Origin of the sequence: Mycobacterium sp. 360MFTsu5.1, assembly GCF_000383495.1 — a bacterium.
Lineage (GTDB): Bacteria > Actinomycetota > Actinomycetes > Mycobacteriales > Mycobacteriaceae > Mycobacterium > Mycobacterium mucogenicum_B.
Genome location: NZ_KB911469.1, coordinates 104,820 through 124,057, shown reverse-complemented (window position 1 = coordinate 124,057; position 19,238 = coordinate 104,820). Strand labels below are relative to the sequence as shown.

The 19,238-nt window shown below is 67.9% G+C and carries 17 protein-coding genes; 11 read left to right on the top strand and 6 right to left on the bottom strand.

What is annotated here, in order from left to right; all coding sequences use genetic code 11:
* Window positions 1–58 precede the first annotated feature (58 nt).
* From H289_RS0119635 to H289_RS0119615, 5 genes are all read right to left on the bottom strand, one after another.
* Window positions 59–1,411: a cryptochrome/photolyase family protein gene (locus tag H289_RS0119635; RefSeq protein ID WP_020102524.1), complete on the bottom strand. Its 1,353-nt coding sequence runs from the start codon at window positions 1,409–1,411 to the stop codon at window positions 59–61.
* Window positions 1,412–2,026: 615 nt separating this feature from the next.
* Window positions 2,027–3,961, bottom strand: a complete 1,935-nt coding sequence (locus H289_RS0119630; protein WP_029105471.1) for a glycosyltransferase family 39 protein — start codon at window positions 3,959–3,961, stop codon at window positions 2,027–2,029.
* 61 nt (window positions 3,962–4,022) lie between these two features.
* The gene (locus H289_RS30875; protein ID WP_231388081.1) at window positions 4,023–5,273 is read right to left on the bottom strand and encodes an ATP-binding protein; all 1,251 of its coding nucleotides are present in this window, start codon (window positions 5,271–5,273) and stop codon (window positions 4,023–4,025) included.
* Between the two features lie 293 nt (window positions 5,274–5,566).
* Window positions 5,567–6,325, bottom strand: a complete 759-nt coding sequence (locus tag H289_RS0119620) for a DeoR/GlpR family DNA-binding transcription regulator (RefSeq protein ID WP_020102522.1) — start codon at window positions 6,323–6,325, stop codon at window positions 5,567–5,569.
* A 24-nt stretch (window positions 6,326–6,349) separates the two neighbouring features.
* Complete coding sequence (locus H289_RS0119615) at window positions 6,350–8,245, bottom strand: PTS mannitol transporter subunit IICBA (protein ID WP_231388087.1); 1,896 nt, start codon at window positions 8,243–8,245, stop codon at window positions 6,350–6,352.
* 291 nt (window positions 8,246–8,536) lie between these two features.
* Here H289_RS0119615 and H289_RS0119610 point away from each other — a divergent pair, with 291 nt between their 5' ends.
* Entirely contained in the window at window positions 8,537–9,610 is a 1,074-nt protein-coding gene (locus H289_RS0119610; RefSeq protein ID WP_020102520.1) for a zinc-dependent dehydrogenase, read from the top strand.
* Window positions 9,611–9,613: 3 nt separating this feature from the next.
* Here the strand turns inward: H289_RS0119610 and H289_RS0119605 are convergent, their stop codons facing one another.
* A complete protein-coding gene (locus H289_RS0119605) occupies window positions 9,614–9,979 on the bottom strand; it encodes a hypothetical protein (protein WP_020102519.1) in 366 nt (121 codons plus the stop codon).
* A gap of 137 nt (window positions 9,980–10,116) precedes the next feature.
* Between H289_RS0119605 and H289_RS0119600 the strand changes: the two genes are divergently transcribed.
* From H289_RS0119600 to H289_RS0119555, 10 genes are all read left to right on the top strand, one after another.
* A complete protein-coding gene (locus H289_RS0119600; protein ID WP_020102518.1) occupies window positions 10,117–11,529 on the top strand; it encodes an NAD(P)H-hydrate dehydratase in 1,413 nt (470 codons plus the stop codon).
* A gap of 16 nt (window positions 11,530–11,545) precedes the next feature.
* Entirely contained in the window at window positions 11,546–12,925 is a 1,380-nt protein-coding gene (gene gad / locus H289_RS0119595; RefSeq protein ID WP_029105469.1) for a glutamate decarboxylase, read from the top strand.
* Window positions 12,926–13,024: 99 nt separating this feature from the next.
* Window positions 13,025–14,170, top strand: a complete 1,146-nt coding sequence (gene alr, locus H289_RS0119590; RefSeq protein ID WP_029105468.1) for an alanine racemase — start codon at window positions 13,025–13,027, stop codon at window positions 14,168–14,170.
* A gap of 5 nt (window positions 14,171–14,175) precedes the next feature.
* Entirely contained in the window at window positions 14,176–15,267 is a 1,092-nt protein-coding gene (locus H289_RS0119585) for an alpha/beta fold hydrolase (protein ID WP_020102515.1), read from the top strand.
* Window positions 15,260–15,721: a tRNA (adenosine(37)-N6)-threonylcarbamoyltransferase complex ATPase subunit type 1 TsaE gene (tsaE, locus tag H289_RS0119580; RefSeq protein WP_020102514.1), complete on the top strand. Its 462-nt coding sequence runs from the start codon at window positions 15,260–15,262 to the stop codon at window positions 15,719–15,721. Before H289_RS0119585 ends, tsaE begins: the two co-directional genes overlap by 8 nt.
* A complete protein-coding gene (tsaB, locus tag H289_RS0119575; protein ID WP_020102513.1) occupies window positions 15,718–16,341 on the top strand; it encodes a tRNA (adenosine(37)-N6)-threonylcarbamoyltransferase complex dimerization subunit type 1 TsaB in 624 nt (207 codons plus the stop codon). Before tsaE ends, tsaB begins: the two co-directional genes overlap by 4 nt.
* Window positions 16,338–16,838, top strand: a complete 501-nt coding sequence (gene rimI, locus H289_RS0119570; RefSeq protein WP_020102512.1) for a ribosomal protein S18-alanine N-acetyltransferase — start codon at window positions 16,338–16,340, stop codon at window positions 16,836–16,838. Before tsaB ends, rimI begins: the two co-directional genes overlap by 4 nt.
* Complete coding sequence (gene tsaD, locus H289_RS0119565) at window positions 16,835–17,860, top strand: tRNA (adenosine(37)-N6)-threonylcarbamoyltransferase complex transferase subunit TsaD (protein ID WP_020102511.1); 1,026 nt, start codon at window positions 16,835–16,837, stop codon at window positions 17,858–17,860. Before rimI ends, tsaD begins: the two co-directional genes overlap by 4 nt.
* Window positions 17,857–18,294, top strand: coding sequence for a nuclear transport factor 2 family protein (locus H289_RS0119560; protein ID WP_020102510.1), 438 nt, complete (start codon window positions 17,857–17,859; stop codon window positions 18,292–18,294). Before tsaD ends, H289_RS0119560 begins: the two co-directional genes overlap by 4 nt.
* Window positions 18,291–19,238 (top strand): DMT family transporter, encoded by a 948-nt coding sequence (locus H289_RS0119555; RefSeq protein WP_020102509.1) that lies wholly within the window; start codon window positions 18,291–18,293, stop codon window positions 19,236–19,238. The genes H289_RS0119560 and H289_RS0119555 overlap by 4 nt, the downstream gene beginning before the upstream one ends.

Sequence of the window (19,238 nt, the reverse complement as noted above, 5' to 3'; positions counted from 1 at the left end):
ACCGCTGATGTGGACCGGGGGCGCAGCCGGGCGGTCGGCACGTTTCGCTGGCGGCGGTTCAGCCGCGACTCCCGATGGCGTGATATCGCCGAAGTGCTTCGGCGCGTTCGTCGCCGTGGTCGACGATCGGTGACGGGTAACCGGGTGGACGTGGACCCGAGGCGAGGTGAGCGTCCGCGACATCCGCGAGCTCGGGCACCCACCGGCGGATGTACGCCCCCGATGGATCGAACTTCTGCCCTTGCGCCGTGGGGTTGAACACCCGAAAGTACGGAGCGGCGTCAGTACCGCTGCCGGCGGACCACTGCCAGCCGTGCTGATTGTTGGCGATGTCACCGTCGATCAGCTGCTCCAGGAACCAGCGGGCACCCCATTGCCACGGCAGGTGCAGGTCTTTGACCAGAAACGACGCGGCGACCATCCGCAGGCGATTGTGCATGAAACCGGTCTCGCTCAATTGCCGCATGCCGGCATCGATGAACGGGAAGCCCGTCCGGCCCTGCTTCCACGCCTCGAACAATTGGATCGCCCCGGCGTCGGTGTCCATCTCGATCGCGTCGAAATCGCGGTTCCAGTTGTGCCACGCGCTGTCCGGCCAGTGGTGCAGCACCGCGGCGTAGAAATCGCGAAACGCCAACTGCCGCAAATACGCAGCATGACCGCCCTCGCCGAGGTCGAGATCGGCGACCATGGTGCGCGGGTGGATGGTGCCGAACTTCAGGTGCGCGGACAGACCGCTGGTGCCGTCGGCCTCGGGACGGTCTCTTTGTTCGGCGTAGTCCGCGAGTCCCGAGTCGGCGAATCGTCGCCACTGCTGCAACGCCGACGCTTCGCCGCCGGGCAAGTAGAGCGACACACCGGGATTCGGGATATCGGCCGGTTGGGTCGCCGCTGCAGTCAAACCGTCCGGATCCACCCACTGTGCCGACTGAACCCCGGTTCGCGCCGGCCCACGCCAGCCGTGATCGCGCCACCGCCGGAAGAACGGGGTGAACACCCGATAAGGGGTGCCGTCGTCCTTGACGACCCGGCCGGGTGAGACCAGATACGGCGAACCCGTCGGCACCAGCGGTACGTCACCCAGCGCCTCTTGGACCCGCACATCGCGCCGATGCCCGAACGGGGTGAAGTCTGCGGACACATGAACCGCGGAGGCGCTGATCTCCCTGGCGATCAACGGGATTCGTTCTTCCGGCCGACCACGGGTGACCAGCAGTCGGCCGGCCAGATCAGCGTGCAACCGGCTGAGGGAATCTCCCAGGAACTGCAGGCGGCGAGCGCTCGAAGACGCCTCGAGACGGGGGTCGAGGACGAAACAGGCGAGCACCTCACGGTCTTGCTCGACCGCCGCCGACAGTGCGGGCAGATCGCTCAACCGGAGGTCTCGGCGGAACCAGAGCAGGGACGGCACGGTTCCATCCTTACCGACCGCCGGGCCACAACGCCAGCCGGTTCAAGGTCAACGCTGGGGAATTCGTATGGATTCCGTATTGCGCCGATATGAATATGGCGGCGCTCGCGGTGTCCGACGGGCCTCGTGTCGTCAATCGGATTCGATCCCGGTCGCCGTCGGCGGCGGTCGATGAGAGATGAAATGCCTTTCGCACCAGAGTATTAGCCGGACGCGGCGATTATGGGTGTCTGTCCGTGAGTCACGGTTCGCAGCCCATTTCCGGTGCTCTGCCTGCACTTTCGAGAGCTCGGCGCGCGGCACGTCGCTGAGCTATGGTCTGCGGCTGTCAGGATGTTCTGCAACGAGGAGATGGTCTCATGGGCGTGCAGCGCACGACGCGTCGTCGGGCTGGGATCGTGCTGGCGGCCGTCGGGTTGGTAAGTGTCGGAGCAGGATTGGGCGCGGCCGTTGCTGCCATCGTGATTCAGCAGGTCACCGAACCTGCTGCCGAGATCGCTGTCAGGTCCTTGCCCGAGCGGACCCGAACGCAGCCGGGCGGCTGACCTGATCGTCAACCGCCCGGTGCGTCATTCGCTGTTGCGTTGTCCGTCAACCGAATTCTGCGTCGGCGGCTTACTTGACGTCGTACTGCGGCGCGGTCAGGTCGTAGTACGTCGTCCCGTCGAGGGCGGCAGCGGTGAAATTCTGCTTCACCCAGTCGGCGATCTTGGTGCCCTCGGTCGGTGACTTGTCCTTGTCCTGCGGCCCGGGCCCGTCAGGCATCCCGGGTCCACCCGGTCCACGAGACCCGATGAAGTAGTGAATCTGCCCGTCAGCGACGTACTTCTGGAACTGAGCCAGCGTCGGCGACGGGTCACTGCCGATGAATCCGCCGATCGCCATCACAGGCTCGCCAGAAGCCAACTGGTAGTTGGCTGCTTCGTTGGAGCCGTTCGTGGCCGCCGCCCACGTGTACTCGGCGGCGTTCGCCTGCAAGAGCTGTGCCAGGTTGGCGCTGGGCGCCTTGTCGAATCCGGGGAGCGGCCCGGGGGAGTGGCCGCCTGCCACCTGCGGGCCCGCGGTCACGATGCCGCCACTGTGTGACGTGGCCACGGTCTGCACGCAGTACGAGAACGGGCCGGCCAGCGCCGCGACGACGGCGAGGGCGGCAGCCCACGATCCGAATCGGGCGCCGCGCAGGCGGTCCAGCAGCAACAGCGCCGTTGCGGCAATCCCGGCCGCCAGTACGGCCCAGCGCAGCCAGGGCACGAAATCGGGTGTGCGGTTCAGCAGTACCCACGACCAGCCCGTGGTGATCGCGGTCGTCGCGGCCAGCACCAGCCAGATCCAGGTGGTCGATCGGCGGCGCCAGAGATCGGTCGCCCCGATACCGACCAGTGCGGCGACCGCGGGGGACAGTGCCATCGTGTAGTAGTCGTGGTACATCCCCGACATGAAACTGAGCACACCGCCGGTGCCGAGCAGCCAACCGCCCCACACCAGGTACTGAGCGCGTCCGGCGTCTGTGCGGACAGCCTTGCCGCACAGGATGATTCCCACGGCCAGGAAGATCAACGCGGCAGACAGCAGCCAGGAGACCTGGGCCCCGGATTCGCCGGTGAACAGCCGGAGGATGCTCGGCTCCGACCCGAACGGGAATCCGCCGTGCGAGCCACCAGGGGGCGTGGGAAGTCCCGGTGGCGGCTCCGGGAACCCGCCTTTACCGCCGCTGAGGCGGGACATGCCGTTGTAGCCGAACGTCAGATTCAAGAAGCTGTTGTCGGTCGACCCGCCGATGTAGGGCCGGTCGGCGGCGGGGATGAGCTCGACCAGGGCGACCCACCAGCCACCTGCCGCCACCATCGACAGCAGAGCTGCGATCAGTTGGAGCAACCGGGCGCGCAGCCGCGGCGGACCGGCGACCAGATAGGTCAGGGCCAGTCCTGGAACCACCAGCATGACCTGCAATTGCTTTGTCAGAAAACCGAATCCGATGAGCGCACCGCACAGGACCAACCACCGGGTGCGGCCGTCCTCCACCGCCTGCAACAGCGCGCCGACCGCGCCGATCATCAACAGCACCAGCAGCGCGTCGGGATTGTCGTAGCGGAACATCAACGTGGCCACCGGCGTCAAAGCGAGCGCGGCACCGGCGATCAGGCCGGCCACTGCGCCGAATCGCCGTCGCACGATCAGATACAACAGGGCGACGGACGCGACGCCGATCAAGACCTGCGGGAGCAGGATGGACCAGGTGTTGACGCCGAAGATCCTGGCGCTCAACTCCATCGGCCACAGCGACGCGGGTGGCTTGTCCACCGTGATCGCATTGGCGGCGTCCGATGAGCCGAACAGGAAGGCCTTCCAGCTCTGGGTGCCGGCCTGCACCGCAGCGGCGTAAAACGCGTTGGCCCAACCCATCCGGCCCAGCGTCACACTCCAGAACGCGGCGGTGGACACCAGTAGCGCCACGACAGCGGGCCGCGCCCACCTTGGGTCTGTCACTGAGGACCGCGAATGAGCGGTCTGGGGCAGCCGCGCAGGGTGCAAGGTCGGATTCTGCAACATGCTCGCATCTTCTGCGGCCTAGCTGGGTAGTCCGTTGGTTGACTCTGGGGCGCGGCTATGACTATGCGTCGCGTGCCGGGAGCATCACTGTGAATGCAGACCCATTCGGGCTGCTGTCGACTGCGATGGTGCCGCGATGTGCCTTGGCGACGGCTTGCGCGATGGCCAAACCGAGGCCGGTGCTGCCGGCAGCACGCGATCGGGATTCGTCTCCTCGCGCGAAGCGTTCGAAAATGTCCGGCAGCACATCGGCGGGGATGCCGGGCCCGTTGTCGGACACCGTCAACGAGATGGCACCGTCGGCGGTATCGGTGAGCGCAGTGACCACCGTGGTGCCGGCGGGGGTGTGGACGCGGGCGTTCGACAGCAGATTGGTCAGCACCTGTTGCAGCCGCGGCCGGTCGCCGACGGCGATCACCGGGTGATCCGGCAGGTCCAGGGCCCACCGATGTTCGGGGCCGACGGGGTCTCTGGTGCTGATCGACCCGATGAACTCCAGCGTGGCCAGATCCGGAGCCTCCGCCGGGACGGTGATCAGCAGTTGGGTGCGCGGCGAACTGGCGACGTCCCCGCCGCGGGCCGCGATATCCAACACCGCCTCCAGCGCATCCGCGCGGCGCCGGGAAGCCGAGCGCACATCGGGGCTGCCGTCGGGTTCGGGCCGCGGCGCGGACCCTTGTTCGATCGCCGCGATGTATTTGGCGCCGACTTCGGCGTCCAGGTCTGCGCGGATCTGGACCCGCCCGTCGCTGGTGACGCGGTGGTCGGCGGTGTTGATCGACCGGTCCTCGGCGGCCGGCAGGCCACCTTCAGCGGCGGCGACCCGGTTGCCCAACCGGCGGGCGCGTTTGTCGATGTCGGTGGGGGTGGCGCCGGAGAAGAACTGTCCCAACAGATCGGTCACCTGCGCGAACCGGGCTTCTTCGTCTACCTCACCGGGTGCGCGGGCGCGTATGTGGTTGATGCCTTTGACGATCGCATCGACATGCTCCCCGGAGATCGCCCCGTCGGCAGCATGCGCCGCGAGCGTGGGTAACGCCGGCAAGGCGCCCGATACCCGGATAAAGCGCTCGGCCACCGACGGGGCACATCCCAACGTCACTAGCAGCTCCCGCGGCGTCTGCCCCTGCGCGGCGGCCACCCCGCGGCGATCCAGCGCCCCGGTCAGCATCGCTGCCAGATGATCGATCACATTGCGCAGTTTCATCACGCACGTCATCGCCGCCACCGCGTCGTCCCTGGACATGTCGTCGGTGACGGCCACGTCGCGAAGGCGCTCGAGAAGAGCGTTGAGATCCGGCGTGATGCCCATGCCCAATTGTATCGAACATATGTTCGAACAGCAAGGAGTTTTTCGGCCTACATCAGGAGATCGGTGACGGTTCGGCTGTTCGTGGTGAAGGCAGTTGGGCCCTCAAGCTCGGGCCTTGCAACTGCGTAGCGCATCGCGCGAACCGTCCGGAAGGTTGGGCGCCAACTCGGCCGGGTAGCGCATGTGCTCAGCCAGGCTCGCCCGCGCACCGATGTAGCGATACACGTTGACACCCCGACCCGGCGGGCCAACGGCGCTGCGGGATCGGCTCGATCGCAACGCTCACGCAACGCTCACGCGCGCACCACCGACGGCCCTAGTGCCTCATAGCGCGCCGCCTCCGCGGCCGGCAGTTCCGTACCGGTGACGATCGCGTCGAAGTCGGACACGTCGGCGAACCGGCAGAAGCTGGTCTCACCGAATTTGGAATCGGCGGCCACCAGGATGCGGCGCATCGCGACCGACATCGCGGTCTGCTTGACCGCGGCCACCGCGGGATCGGGGGTGGTCAGCCCGTGCTCGGGCGTGATGCCGTTGGTGCCGAGGTAGGCGACGTCGATGACGAGGCTGCGCAACCGCTCAACGGCCCAGTTGTCCACCGTGGCCAGGGTTCGTCCGCGCATTCGTCCGCCGAGCAGCATCACCGTCACGGTCGCGCTGTGGGCCAGCGCTTCCGAGGCCAGCAGCGACGACGTCACGACCGTCAGCTCCTGATCCGCCAGCTGCTCGGCGATCAGCCGCGGAGTGAAACCCTCATCCAGATAAACGGTTTCGGCTCCGTGCAGCAGATCCGCGGCGGCGGCCGCGATCCGGTGTTTCTGGGCCAGGTCGACCTGGCTGCGGTACTCCACCGTCGATTCGAACGCTGCTGTCTCCAGCGGGATGGCGCCACCGTGGACCCGTTTGAGCATGCGGCGCCCGGCCAGCACCTTCAGGTCGCGGCGGATGGTCTCCGACGCCACGTTCAGTTCTTCGGCCAGCGCCAGCACCTCGACCCGCCCGCGGGTGCGGGCGAACTCGACGATCTGGCGCTGGCGGCTGTCTGAATCCACGGATGACATTCTTGCGTCCGTCGTCTACCGCGCTTCGCTCAGCACCGCCCGGACCTCTTCGGCGGTGCTGGCCCGGCGCAGCCGGTCCACCTCGTCCTTGTTCAGGAACACTTGCGCGATCCGCGTGAGCAGCGCCATGTGGTCCTTGCCCGCGCCGGCGATGCCCACCACGAACTCGGCGGGCTTGCCGTTCCAGTCGATGGGCTCGGGATAGCGCACGAACGAAATCCCGGAATGACGGATCGAGCTCTTGGCATCGTTGGTGCCGTGCGGGATCGCCAGGCCGTTGCCCATGTACGTCGACACGGATTTCTCCCGCTCGTGCATGGCGTCGACATAGGAGACGTCGACGGCGTGTGCGGACACCAGCAGGTTGCCGGCCTCGGTGATGGCGGCCTCGGCAGTGGTGGCCGAGCCGGCCAGCACGATCGAGTCGAGCGACAGCACATCGTCGGAATCGGCAGCGGGTTCGCTTGGCGCCGTGGCGGATTCGCCCGACGGCCCTGGTGCGCCGTTGGTACGCCCCAGCAGTTCCAGGATTTCGTCGTAGCGGGGCGAGTTCATGAAGTCGTCGACCGAGACGTGGATCGCCGACGGGGTCTTCTGCCGGGCGCGGTCGGTGAGATCGCGGTGGGTCACGGCCAGCCCGTAGGTGTCGGTGAGATTGGAGATGGCCTGGTTGACGACCGTCACTCCAGTGAAGCCGGCGTCACGGATCTTCTTGCGCAGCACCGAGGCTCCCATCGCGGACGAACCCATGCCGGCATCGCAGGCGAACACGATATTGGTGATGGGAGCGGACGCGGAGCTGCCGACCAGTGCCGAGGCCACGCTGGAACGCTTGCCCTTCAGCGCCTCCATTTCGGCGGTGGCGGCAGCCAGATCGGGCTCGTCGGTGGCGCGGTCGGTCTTGAGTAGCACGGAGGCCACGGCGAACGAGACGGCTGCGGCCCCGAGCACCGACAGCGTGACGCCGAGGTAGCTGCCGGACGCGGTCTGGGCGTAGACGGCGATGATGGAACCGGGTGCGGCGGGTGCGCGCAGGCCGGAGCCGAACAACACATTGATGAAGACGCCGGTCATCCCGCCCAGGATGGTGGCGGCGATCAGCTTCGGCTTCATCAGCACGTACGGGAAGTAGATCTCGTGGATGCCGCCCAGGAACTGGATGATGGCCGCGCCCGGTGCGGATGCCTTGGCGGCGCCGCGGCCGAACACCATGAACGCCAACAGGATTCCCAGGCCAGGTCCCGGATTGGCTTCCAACAGGAACAGCACGGATTTGCCGGTGGCGAGCGCCTGGGTGGTGCCCAGGGGAGTGAGCACGCCATGGTTGATGGCGTTGTTGAGGAAGAGCACCTTGGCAGGCTCGATGAAGATCGAGGTCAGGGGCAGCAGGTCGTGGCCGACGAGGAAGTCGACGCCGTGGCCCGCGCCGCGGGTGAACGCCGATACCACCGGACCGACACCGAAGAACCCGATGACGGCCAGCACCAGGCCGGCGATGCCGGCCGAGAAGTTGTTCACCAGCATCTCGAAGCCGGGGCGGATCTTGCCGTCCCACAACGCATCCAGCTTCTTGATGACCCAGCCGCCCAAGGGCCCCATGATCATTGCGCCCATGAACATCGGAACATCGGATCCGGCGACCACGCCCATGGTGGTGATGGCGCCGACGACGGCTCCACGGGTTCCGTACACCATCCGGCCGCCGGTGGATCCGATGAGGATCGGCAGCAGGTAGGTGATCATCGGCCCGACGATGCCGCCCTTTTCGTAGGCGCCCCAGCCGCCGATGTGGGCCACCCAGCCGTCCGGGTTCTGCAGCGCGTGAAAGAGGCCGGGCAGCCAGCCGGTCTTGATGAACAGCGCGGTGATCAGGCCCCAGGCGATGAAGGCGCCGATATTCGGCATGACCATGTTCGACAGCGCGGTGCCGAGCTGCTGCACCCGCACGCGCAGACTGGCGCGCTGCGGTGTTTCCGTCGTTGCGTTCACTGTGCTGGACCTCCACCTTGACCGGCCGCGAAGGTGATGCCCGTCACATCACCGTGTGTTTATGAGTAAAGCCCACATGTGGGCACGATGGCAAGCAAATGGGCAAAAATGGGCAGAGAAAAGTTTGGATTTATGCCCGAATTGCCGTTAGAGTGGGCACAGAGTGAACCACGACACACTTGCCGGCCAGGCCGGAGAACCGGAAGGAACGCCATGAAAGCGCTGCGCTACTACGCACCCGAGGACGTCCGGCTCGAAGACGTGCCCGAGCCGGTATGCGGACCCGACGAGATCAAGATCCGGGTGCGTAACTGTTCGACCTGCGGGACGGACGTGAAAATCCTGCACAACGGGCACCAGAACCTGACGCCGCCGCGGACCATCGGTCACGAGATCGCCGGCGACATCGTCGAGGTAGGCGCCGATGTGAACACCACCTACGGCACCGAGTGGGCCGAGGGCGACCGGGTGCAGGTGATCGCAGCGGTCCCGTGCGGTGAGTGCCACGAGTGCCGCAAGGGCTGGATGGCGGTCTGCCAGAACCAGACCTCGATGGGCTACCAGTACGACGGCGGGTTCGCCGAGTACATGATCGTGCCCCGCCAGGTACTCAAAGTCGATGGGCTGAACCGGATTCCGGACAACGTCGGCTACGACGAGGCGTCTGCCGCGGAACCGTTCGCGTGCGCCATCAACGCCCAGGATCTGCTCGGCATCGAGCCGGGTGACACCGTCGTGGTGTTCGGTGCCGGCCCCATCGGTTGCATGCACATCCGCATCGCCCGCGGTGTGCACGACTGCGGGCCGGTGTACCTCGTCGACGTCAACGACGCCCGCCTGGCGATGTCCGCCGATGCCGTGCACCCCGATGCGGTGATCAACGCGGCGGAGGTCGACGTCGTCGAGAAGGTCATGGAACTGACCGGCGGCCGCGGCGCCGACGTGGTGATCACCGCGACCGCCGCCAACATCACCCAGGAGCAGGCCATCGCGATGGCCGCGCGCAACGGCCGCATCTCGTTCTTCGGCGGCCTGCCCAAGACCAACCCGACGATCACCTGCGACTCCAACGTGGTGCACTACCGGCAACTGCATATCCACGGCGCCAACGGATCTGCGCCGGAGCACAACAAGCGGGCGCTGCACTACATCTCGACCGGCCAGGTTCCCGTGAAGGACTTGATCACCCGGCACATCGCGCTCGACGAGGTTCTCGATGCGTTCTCGATCGTCCAGAACGGCGAGGCCATCAAGGTGACGGTGGAGCCCAGCGCGGTTCTCGTCTGAGTCTCAGCCGCCGACGGCAGCGATATAGCCGCCGATCGCCAGCCCGCACAGAACGGCACACAACCCCAGCGTGCCGACGGCAAATGGCCAGGCGCGCAGGCGCTTCACCAGCCGGATGACGGTGACGACCGTGCCGGCCAATGCCACCACAATGGCCGCGATGAATCCCGCTGCCATGGCGTTGATCCCGGCGTCGATGTGACACGTCGCCGGCGGACAGTAGTCGGTGAACGCCAGCGCGAACACCGCGAAGAATGCCGCCACGCCGCCGCCGACGTAGGTGAGCACCAGCGCGCTGATCGACGCGGCGAGGTCCCCGCTCGAGAGCGGGGGCTTGGCCGGTGGCGGCGCCGGATAGCCGTAGGTCATGGCGGGATGTTATCCGCGCCGAACGTGAGCGTGTGTGCGAAAAATCGGCAGAAGTTCGCACACACGCTCACGCTCGACGCTCGAATTTGACGCACATGCCAACCCCTGCGGGGCGGATGTGCGTAACCTTCGGAGCTATGCGGCACTACTACACCGCCGAGCAGATCCGCGCGGCCGAGGCGCCGCTGTTGGCTTCCCTACCCGATGGCGTGTTGATGCGCCGCGCGGCCTACGGGCTGGCGACGGCGATTGCCACAGAACTCAAAACCCGCACCGGCGGCGTGAGCGGGCGCAGCGTCTGTGCGGTGGTGGGCTCGGGGGACAACGGCGGCGACGCGCTGTGGGCGGCCACCTTCCTGCGCCGCCGCGGTGCGGCCGCAACAGCGGTGCTCCTGAACCCGGACCGCGCCCACCCGAAGGCGCTCGCAGCATTTCGGAAAGCCGGCGGCCGAGTAGTTGAAAGCATTCCGCCGTCAACCGTTTTGGTGATCGACGGCGTCGTCGGCATCGGCGCCAGCGGGCCGCTCCGGCCCAATGCCGCGGCGGTCTTCGACGCCAACACCGCGCCCGTTGTCGCCGTCGACCTCCCCAGTGGTGTCGACGTCCAGACCGGCGCCGCCGACGGCCCCCATGTGCACGCCGCGCTGACCGTCACCTTCGGCGGACTCAAACCCGTACACGGACTGGCCGACTGCGGACGCGTCGAACTCATCGACATCGGACTCGACCTGCCCGAACCGGCGTTCCTCGGATTCGACGCGCACGACGTCCGCGCCCGCTGGCCGGTGCCGCACCCGTCGGACGACAAGTACAGCCAGGGCGTCAAGGGCGTGCTCGCCGGGTCGGCGACCTATCCGGGTGCGGCGATCCTGAGCACCGGCGCCGCCGTCGCCGCGACCTCCGGCATGGTCCGGTACGCCGGCTCCGCACACGCCGAAGTGGTGTCGCACTGGCCGGAAGTCGTTGCGGCGCCGGATGTGACGGCTGCGGGGCGGGTCCAGGCGTGGGTGGTCGGCCCGGGCCTCGGCACCGACACCGCCGGCGACGATGCGCTGCGGTTCGCGCTGGACACCGACCTGCCGGTGATCGTCGACGCCGATGCGCTGACCTTGTTGGCCGCCGACCTCGACCTGGTCGCGGACCGCGCGGCACCGACGGTCTTGACCCCACATGCCGGTGAATTCGCCCGGCTTGCAGGACATCCGCCCGGAATCGACCGGGTAGCCGCTACCCGCGAACTGGCCGAACGGCTGGGCGCCACCGTCCTGCTGAAGGGCAACGTCACCATCATCGCCGACGCGGACGGCCCCACCTATCTCAATCCCGCCGGCCAATCCTGGGCTGCCACAGCCGGATCCGGCGACGTGCTGTCCGGCATCATCGGCGCGCTGCTGGCCTCGGGCATCGCACCGGGCGAGGCCGCCGCCATGGCGGCCTTCGTCCACGCCCGTGCAGCGGGCCTGTCTGCAGCGGACCCAGGCCCCAACCCCGCGCCCACATCGGCGCACCGCATCCTGGCCCATGTCCGGGCCGCCGTCGCATCGCTCTAACCAAGGGGGAATCAGTATGTCGCGCAAGCATGTTCATGGACCGACCATGAGCCCGGCCTACACCGGGCGGTTGTCCACCGCGCCGGTCCCGTCGCTGCGACTGCCCGACGACCCGCTGGACCCGCAGGCTGCCTACCGCTTCATCCACGACGAGCTCATGCTCGACGGCAGCTCCCGGCTGAACCTCGCGACGTTCGTCACCACGTGGATGGACCCCGAGGCCGAGAAGCTGATGGCCGAGACGTTCGACAAGAACATGATCGACAAGGACGAATACCCGGCGACCGCGGCCATCGAGTCCCGCTGCGTGTCCATGGTGGCCGACCTCTTCCACGCCGAAGACCTGCGCGACGATGACCCGGCGTCGGCCTGCGGGGTCTCGACCATCGGTTCCAGCGAGGCCGTCATGCTGGCCGGCCTGGCTCTCAAATGGCGGTGGCGCGAGAAGGTCGGCGACTGGAAAGGCCGCACCCCCAACCTCGTGATGGGCGCCAACGTCCAGGTGGTGTGGGAGAAGTTCTGCCGCTACTTCGACGTCGAGCCGCGGTACCTGCCGATGGCCGAGGACCGCTACGTCATCACCCCGGAGCAGGTGCTCGCCAATGTCGACGAGGACACCATCGGGGTGGTGGGCATCCTGGGGACCACGTTCACCGGTGAGCTCGAGCCCATCGCTGAGATCTGCGCGGCGCTCGATCAGCTCGCGCAGGAGAAGGGCCTGGACATCCCCGTCCACGTCGACGCCGCCAGCGGCGGTTTCGTGGTGCCGTTCCTGCACCCGGATCTGCACTGGGATTTCCGGCTGCCGCGGGTGGTCTCGATCAACGTCAGCGGCCACAAGTACGGGCTGACGTACCCCGGCATCGGCTTCGTGGTCTGGCGCAGCAAGGAGCACCTGCCCGAGGACCTCGTCTTCCGGGTGAACTACCTGGGCGGCGATATGCCGACCTTCACCCTGAACTTCTCTCGGCCCGGCAATCAGGTGGTCGGCCAGTACTACAACTTCCTGCGCCTCGGCCGGGCCGGCTACACGCAGATCATGCGCTGCCTGTCGGACACCGCCCGGTGGATCGGCGACGAGCTGCGGGGCAGCGAACACTTCGAGGTCATCACCGACGGCTCGGCGATCCCGGTGATCGCGTGCCGGCTCAAGGGCAAACGGCCCTACACCGAATTCGACGTGTCGCACGCGCTGCGTGCCTACGGCTGGCAGGTGCCGGCGTACACCATGCCCGAAGGTGCGACGGACATCGCAGTGCTGCGTGTGGTGGTGCGCGAGGGCTTCTCGGCGGACCTGGCCCGCGCCCTGCGCGACGACCTGATCACCGTGCTGAACAGCCTCGATGAGCTCAAGCCGAAAGGCCAGTTCGACGACGTGCAGCCGTTCGCCCACTAGCGGGCGAACCTGAGCTTGTGTTCCAGATCTCCCGAAATCGTGGTGCACAAGCTCAGGCTCGACGCGCACCGGAGCGCGTCTGGGAGAATCGGAGGCGATATGAGCTCGCCCGATCCTCAACCTGCTGCCCAGGCCGTCATCGACCTGGGCGCAATTGCGCATAACGTGCGGCTTCTGCGGGAACGCGCAAGCAGCGCCGCGGTGATGGCGGTGGTCAAGGCCGACGGTTACGGGCACGGTGCGCCGCAGGTGGCGCGTGCCGCCCTGGCGGCCGGGGCCGCCGAGCTCGGCGTCACCAACATCACCGAGGCACTGGCGCTGCGGCAGGCCGGCATCACGGCGCCCGTGTTGTCGTGGCTGAACCTGCCCGGCACCGACTTCGCCCCCGCGTTGGCCGCCGACGTGCAGGTGGCGGTGGCGTCGGTCCGCCAGTTCGACGACGTGCTCGACGGCGTGCGCCGCAGTGGTGCGCCGGCCACACTCACCGTCAAGGTCGACACCGGTCTGAGCCGCAACGGCGTCAGCCCCGCCGAGTACCCGGCCCTGCTCGACGCCATCGCCCGGGCCGCCGCCGACGGCGCGGTACGCCCCCGCGGCATCATGAGCCACCTCGCCTGCGGCGACGACCCGCAGCACCCGATGAACGACACTCAGGCCGAGCGCCTCACCGCGGCGCGGAAACAGGCTGCGGCGGCCGGCGTGCATTTCGAAGTGGCGCATCTGGCCAACTCGCCCGCGACCCTGACGCGGCCCGATCTGCATTTCGACGTGGTGCGGCCGGGTATCGCGGTCTACGGCCAGACGCCGATCCCCGCGCTCGGCGATTTCGGCCTGCGGCCCGTGATGACGCTGAAATGTCCTGTCACCGCGGTACGTTCGATCAAAGCCGGCGACGGAGTGTCCTACGGACACACGTGGATCGCCGACCGCGACACCACCGTCGGGCTGATCCCGCTCGGCTACGCCGACGGCGTGTTCCGCAACCTGAGCGGACGCATCGACGTCAGCATCAACGGCGCCCGGTACCGCAACATCGGCCGAATCTGTATGGACCAGTTCGTCGTTGACCTCGGACCCGACGGTGCCGGTGTCAAGGTCGGTGACGAGGCGGTGCTGTTCGGCTCGGGCGCCGCCGGTGAGCCGACGGCGCAGGACTGGGCCGAACTGCTGGGCACCATCAACTACGAGGTCGTCACCAGCCCGCGGGGCCGGATCGCCCGGACCTATCGCGAGTCGACGGGCTGACGTCCATGAGCGACAACAGGAATGCCCGGTGGCTGGCGGGCATGGCCGGGCTCACGGCCGTGGGGTCGGTCGCGGGGATCAGTGTCGCCCGCTCGTTGCGCCGCCGTGGTGGTGAAGACCCGTACGCGGGTGAGGATTTCACCACGCTCGACGCCGACCGCGGGTACGTGGTGACGGCCGCCGACGGCGTGCCGCTGGCGGTCCGCGAGGTCGGCCCGAAAGACGCCCGGCTGACGGTGCTCTTCGCGCATGGTTTCTGTAACAGCATGGGCTCCTTCCACTTTCAGCGGGCCCGGCTGGCCGAGCGGTGGGGCGATCAGGTCCGCATGGTGTTCTACGACCAGCGCGGGCACGGCCGGTCCTCGGCCGGTCCGGTCGATTCGTACACCGTCCCGCAACTGGGGCAGGATCTCGAATCGGTCATGCGGGTGATGGCGCCGCGTGGTCCCGTCGTGCTGGTCGGCCACTCGATGGGCGGCATGACGGTGCTGTCCCACGCCCGGCAGTTTCCGCACAACTACCCGGCCCGGGTGTGCGGCGTAGCGATCCTCGCCTCTGCGGCACAAGGGGTTACCCGTTCGCCGTTGGGCGAGGTGCTGCAGAATCCCGCGCTGGAGGCGGCGAAAGCGGCGGTGCGGTTCGCGCCCGGAGCGGTCAGTGCGGGCCGTGGTGCGGCGAAGGCCGTCATCGGCCCCGTGCTCAAGGCCGCGTCGTTCGGCGACGACGCAGTCAGCCCGTCGGTGGCGCGGTACGTCGAGAAGATGACGCACAACACGTCGATCCGCACGACCGTCGAATTCCTGCACGCACTCGAAACCCACGACGAGGCCGGTGCGCTGCCGGTCCTGCAGCACGTGCCGACCCTGATCGCCTGCGGCGACCACGATCTGCTCACCCCGCTGGCCAAGTCCCAGGCGATGGCCCGGCAGTTGCCGAAGTCCGAGCTGGTGATCGTCGAAGGCGCCGGGCACATGGTGCACATGGAGCAACCTGAACTGATCAACGAGGCGCTGGAGCGCTTCGTCGAGCACGCCACGCCGTCACGGCTGGTGGCGCTCACCCGTCATCTGCGTGGAAAGGCCAAGCGCAATGGATGATTCGCACGGCACCGTGCACCTGCCGACCGAGGCCGACACCATGGCCCTCGGCGCCCGGTTCGGCGCCGAGCTCAAGGTCGGTGACGTCGTGGTGCTGACGGGTCCGTTGGGCGCCGGGAAAACCATGCTGGCCAAGGGCATTGCGCAGGGCATGGATGTCGACGGCGCGGTGACGTCGCCGTCGTACGTGCTGGCCCGGGTGCATCCCGCCCGCCGCGCCGGACACCCCGCGATGGTGCACGTCGACATGTACCGACTGCTCGACTCGGGCAGTACCGACCTGCTCGGAGAACTCGACTCGCTCGACCTCGACACCGACCTCGACGACGCCGTGGTGGTCGTCGAGTGGGGCGAGGGTCTGGCCGAGCGACTGTCGGCCAGCCATCTGGACATCCGGTTGGAACGCGCCGACGACGACACCCGTACCGCTGTCTGGCATTGGAGCCGTGGATGATTCTCGCCATCGATACCGCCACCCCGGCCGTCACCGCCGGTGTGGCACGGCGTACCGCAGCCGGCGTCGAGGTGCTGGCCGAACGGATCACCATCGATGCCCGCGCGCACGCCGAGCAGTTGACGCCCAATGTGATTGCGGCCGTTGCCGATGCCGGTATCACGTTCGCCGACCTGGAAGCCGTGGTCGTCGGGTGCGGGCCTGGCCCGTTCACTGGGCTGCGCGTCGGGATGGCCACCGCGGCCGCGTATGGGCAGGCGCTCGGCATCCCCGTGTACGGCGTGTGCAGCCTGGATGCGATCGCCCCGGCCACTCCGGGAGAACTGTTGGTGGTCACCGATGCCCGTCGCCGCGAGGTCTACTGGGCGCGGTACCGCGACGGCGTGCGGGTCGACGGACCGGCGGTGAGCGCCGCCGCCGACGTCGAGCCCGGTTCGGGTTCGGTCGCCGGCCCGGCCGCGCAGGCCGCGCTTTTCCCGTTGCCGTCGCTCGAGGTCGAGTACCCGACGGTGACCGGACTCGTGACCGCCGCCGTCTGGGATCAGCCGCCCGCGGCGCTGGTGCCGCTGTACCTGCGCCGTCCCGACGCGAAAACCCTTGCCGAGCGGGGACTCTCGTGACCATCGAGTACGGGCCCCTGACGGTCGGCGACGCCGACCGGTGCGGCGAGCTGGAGGCGATCCTGTTTCCCGGCGACGACCCGTGGCCGGCAGTCGCCTTCATCCGCGAGCTCGACTCGGCACACAACCACTACGTCGCCGCGCGGGACGGCAAGCTCCTGGTGGGGTATGCCGGCATCAGCCGGCTGGGCCGTAAACCGCCGTTCGAGTACGAGGTACACACCATCGGGGTCGATCCGGCGTACCAGGGCCAGGGCATCGGCCGCGAGCTGCTGGACCGGCTGTTGACCATCGCCGACGGTGGCACCGTGTTCCTGGAGGTGCGCACCGACAACGAGCCGGCGATCGGCCTGTACGAAAGCGTCGGGTTCGTGAAAATGGGCGTGCGCAAACGGTATTACCGGATCAGTGGCGCGGACGCGTACACCATGCGGCGGGACGCACATGTGAGCAGCGTGTCAGGCGACGCGGACGTGAGGAGCGAGTCAGGCTCATGACAATCATCTTGGCCATCGAAAGTTCCTGTGACGAAACAGGTGTCGGCATCTGCGAATTGGCGGACGACGGCACTGTGACGCTGCTGGCCGACGAGGTCGCTTCCAGCGTCGACGAACACACCCGCTATGGCGGCGTGGTCCCCGAGATCGCCTCGCGCGCGCACCTGGAGTCGTTGGGGCCCACCATGAGCCGGGCGCTGGCGACCGCCGGCATCGAGCGGCCCGACGTCGTCGCGGCGACCATCGGGCCCGGCCTGGCCGGGGCGTTGTTGGTGGGGGTTGCTGCGGCCAAGGCGTATTCGGCCGCGTGGGGTGTGCCGTTCTACGGCGTCAACCACCTGGGCGGGCATCTGGCCGCCGACGTCTACGACCACGGCCCGCTGCCCGAGAGCGTCGGTCTTCTGGTGTCCGGTGGCCACACTCATCTGCTGCATGTGCGATCCCTGGGTGAGCCGATCGAGGAGCTCGGCAGCACCGTTGATGACGCGGCGGGCGAGGCCTACGACAAGGTGGCCCGGCTGCTCGGGCTCGGCTACCCCGGTGGCCGCGTGCTCGACGAACTGGCCCGCCAAGGCGATCGGAACGCCATCGCGTTCCCGCGCGGCATGACCGGCCCGCGAGATGACCCGTACGCCTTCAGCTTCTCCGGCCTCAAGACCGCCGTCGCCCGCCACATGGAGAAGCACCCCGACGCGTCGCATGCCGACGTCGCGGCCGGTTTCCAGGAAGCCGTCGCGGATGTGTTGACCCGCAAGGCCGTTGGCGCGGCCACCGACCTGGGCGTGTCCACGCTGCTGATCGCCGGGGGAGTGGCCGCCAATTCGCGGTTGCGTGAGCTGGCCGAAGAACGTTGCGCTGAAGCCGGTTTGACACTTCGGGTGCCGCGGCCGCGACTGTGTACCGACAATGGGGCCATGATCGCCTCGTTCGCGGCGCACCTGATCGCGGCGGGAGCCAAGCCGTCGCGTCTCGACGTGCCGAGCGACCCGGGGCTGCCGGTGGTGAAGGGCCAGATCGCGTGAGCCTGCAGGACGCCGCGGACAAACTGGAGATCACCGAGCTGCTGTACCGGTACGCCGAACTGATCGACGCCGGCGACTTCGACGGCGTGGGAAAACTGCTGGGGCGCGGGAACTTCATGGGCGTTGCCGGCGCCGAGGCCATCGCGGCGCTGTTCGCCAAGACCACCCGTCGTTTCCCTGAGCACGGGAACACCCCGCGCACACGGCATCTGGTGCTCAACCCGATCGTCGAGCTCGACGGCGACACTGCCCGCGCGCGGTCGACGTTCTGCGTGGTGCAGCAGACCGACACGGTGCCGCTGCAGCCCATCGTGGTTGGCCGCTACGCCGATACGTTCGCGCGCGACGAGACGGGTTGGCATTTCACCGAACGTGTTGCGGATGTGCAGATGGTCGGCGACGTGTCCGACCACCTGAACATCTCGCTGCAATGAGCCCCAACCTCACCCGGCATCTGGGCCTGCTGCAGATCTCTGCCGCGAGCGTGTTGTGGGGTACCGGTGGCTTGGTGGTCACCGTCATTCACGACCGGAGCGGCCTGGGCGCGATGACGGCCAGCGCCTGGCGAATGGCACTCGCGACGGTCGCGCTGGTGACTTTCATTGCGGTCACAGGCCTTGCCGGACAAGCGATCACGATGATGCGGTCGCGTCCGGTGGTGCCGATCGTCGTCGGCTGCGGTACCGCCCTTTATCAGGGCCTCTATTTCGCCTCGGTGCTGTCCATCGGGGTGGCGGTCGCCACCGTTGTCGCGCTGGGGCTGTCGCCGATCCTGGCCTCGATCTGGCAGCACATCCAGGCCCGGACCGCACCGTCGCTGCGCGAGATTGCGGTGCTCGCTGCCGCACTCGTCGGGTTGTGCCTGGTCACGTTCGGCGGCGCACCGCTTGAACGTGGCGGCGGTGCAACCAACTTCACGGCCGGGCTACTGCTCGCCATCGCCGCGGGCGCCACCTATGCGGCCACGACGATTCTCGGGCACCGGCTTGCCAGCCGGACCGACCCCGTCGTCATCGCCACGTGCACCACGACTGCCGGCGCGGTGGCGCTGGCACCTCTTTTCCTCGTGGCTTCTCTCAACGGCGAGCCGGTTGTCCCGTCGGACCCGACGTCCCTGGGGCTACTGGTCTATCTCGGCGTTTTCACGCTCGCGCTGTCGTATGGACTTCTCTACGCCGGTCTGCGCACCACGTCGGGGGCAGCCGCGACCGTGGTGACCCTCGTCGAGCCAATCTCGGCTGCGGTACTGGCGGCGGTGCTGCTGGGGCAGCAGCTCACCTGGATGTCGGTGGTCGGCGCGATTCTGATTCTGGGGGCCGTCGTTGGGCTGCCCGCAGGCCGGGACGTCCCTGATGGACGTCCCGACCCGGGCGTTTAG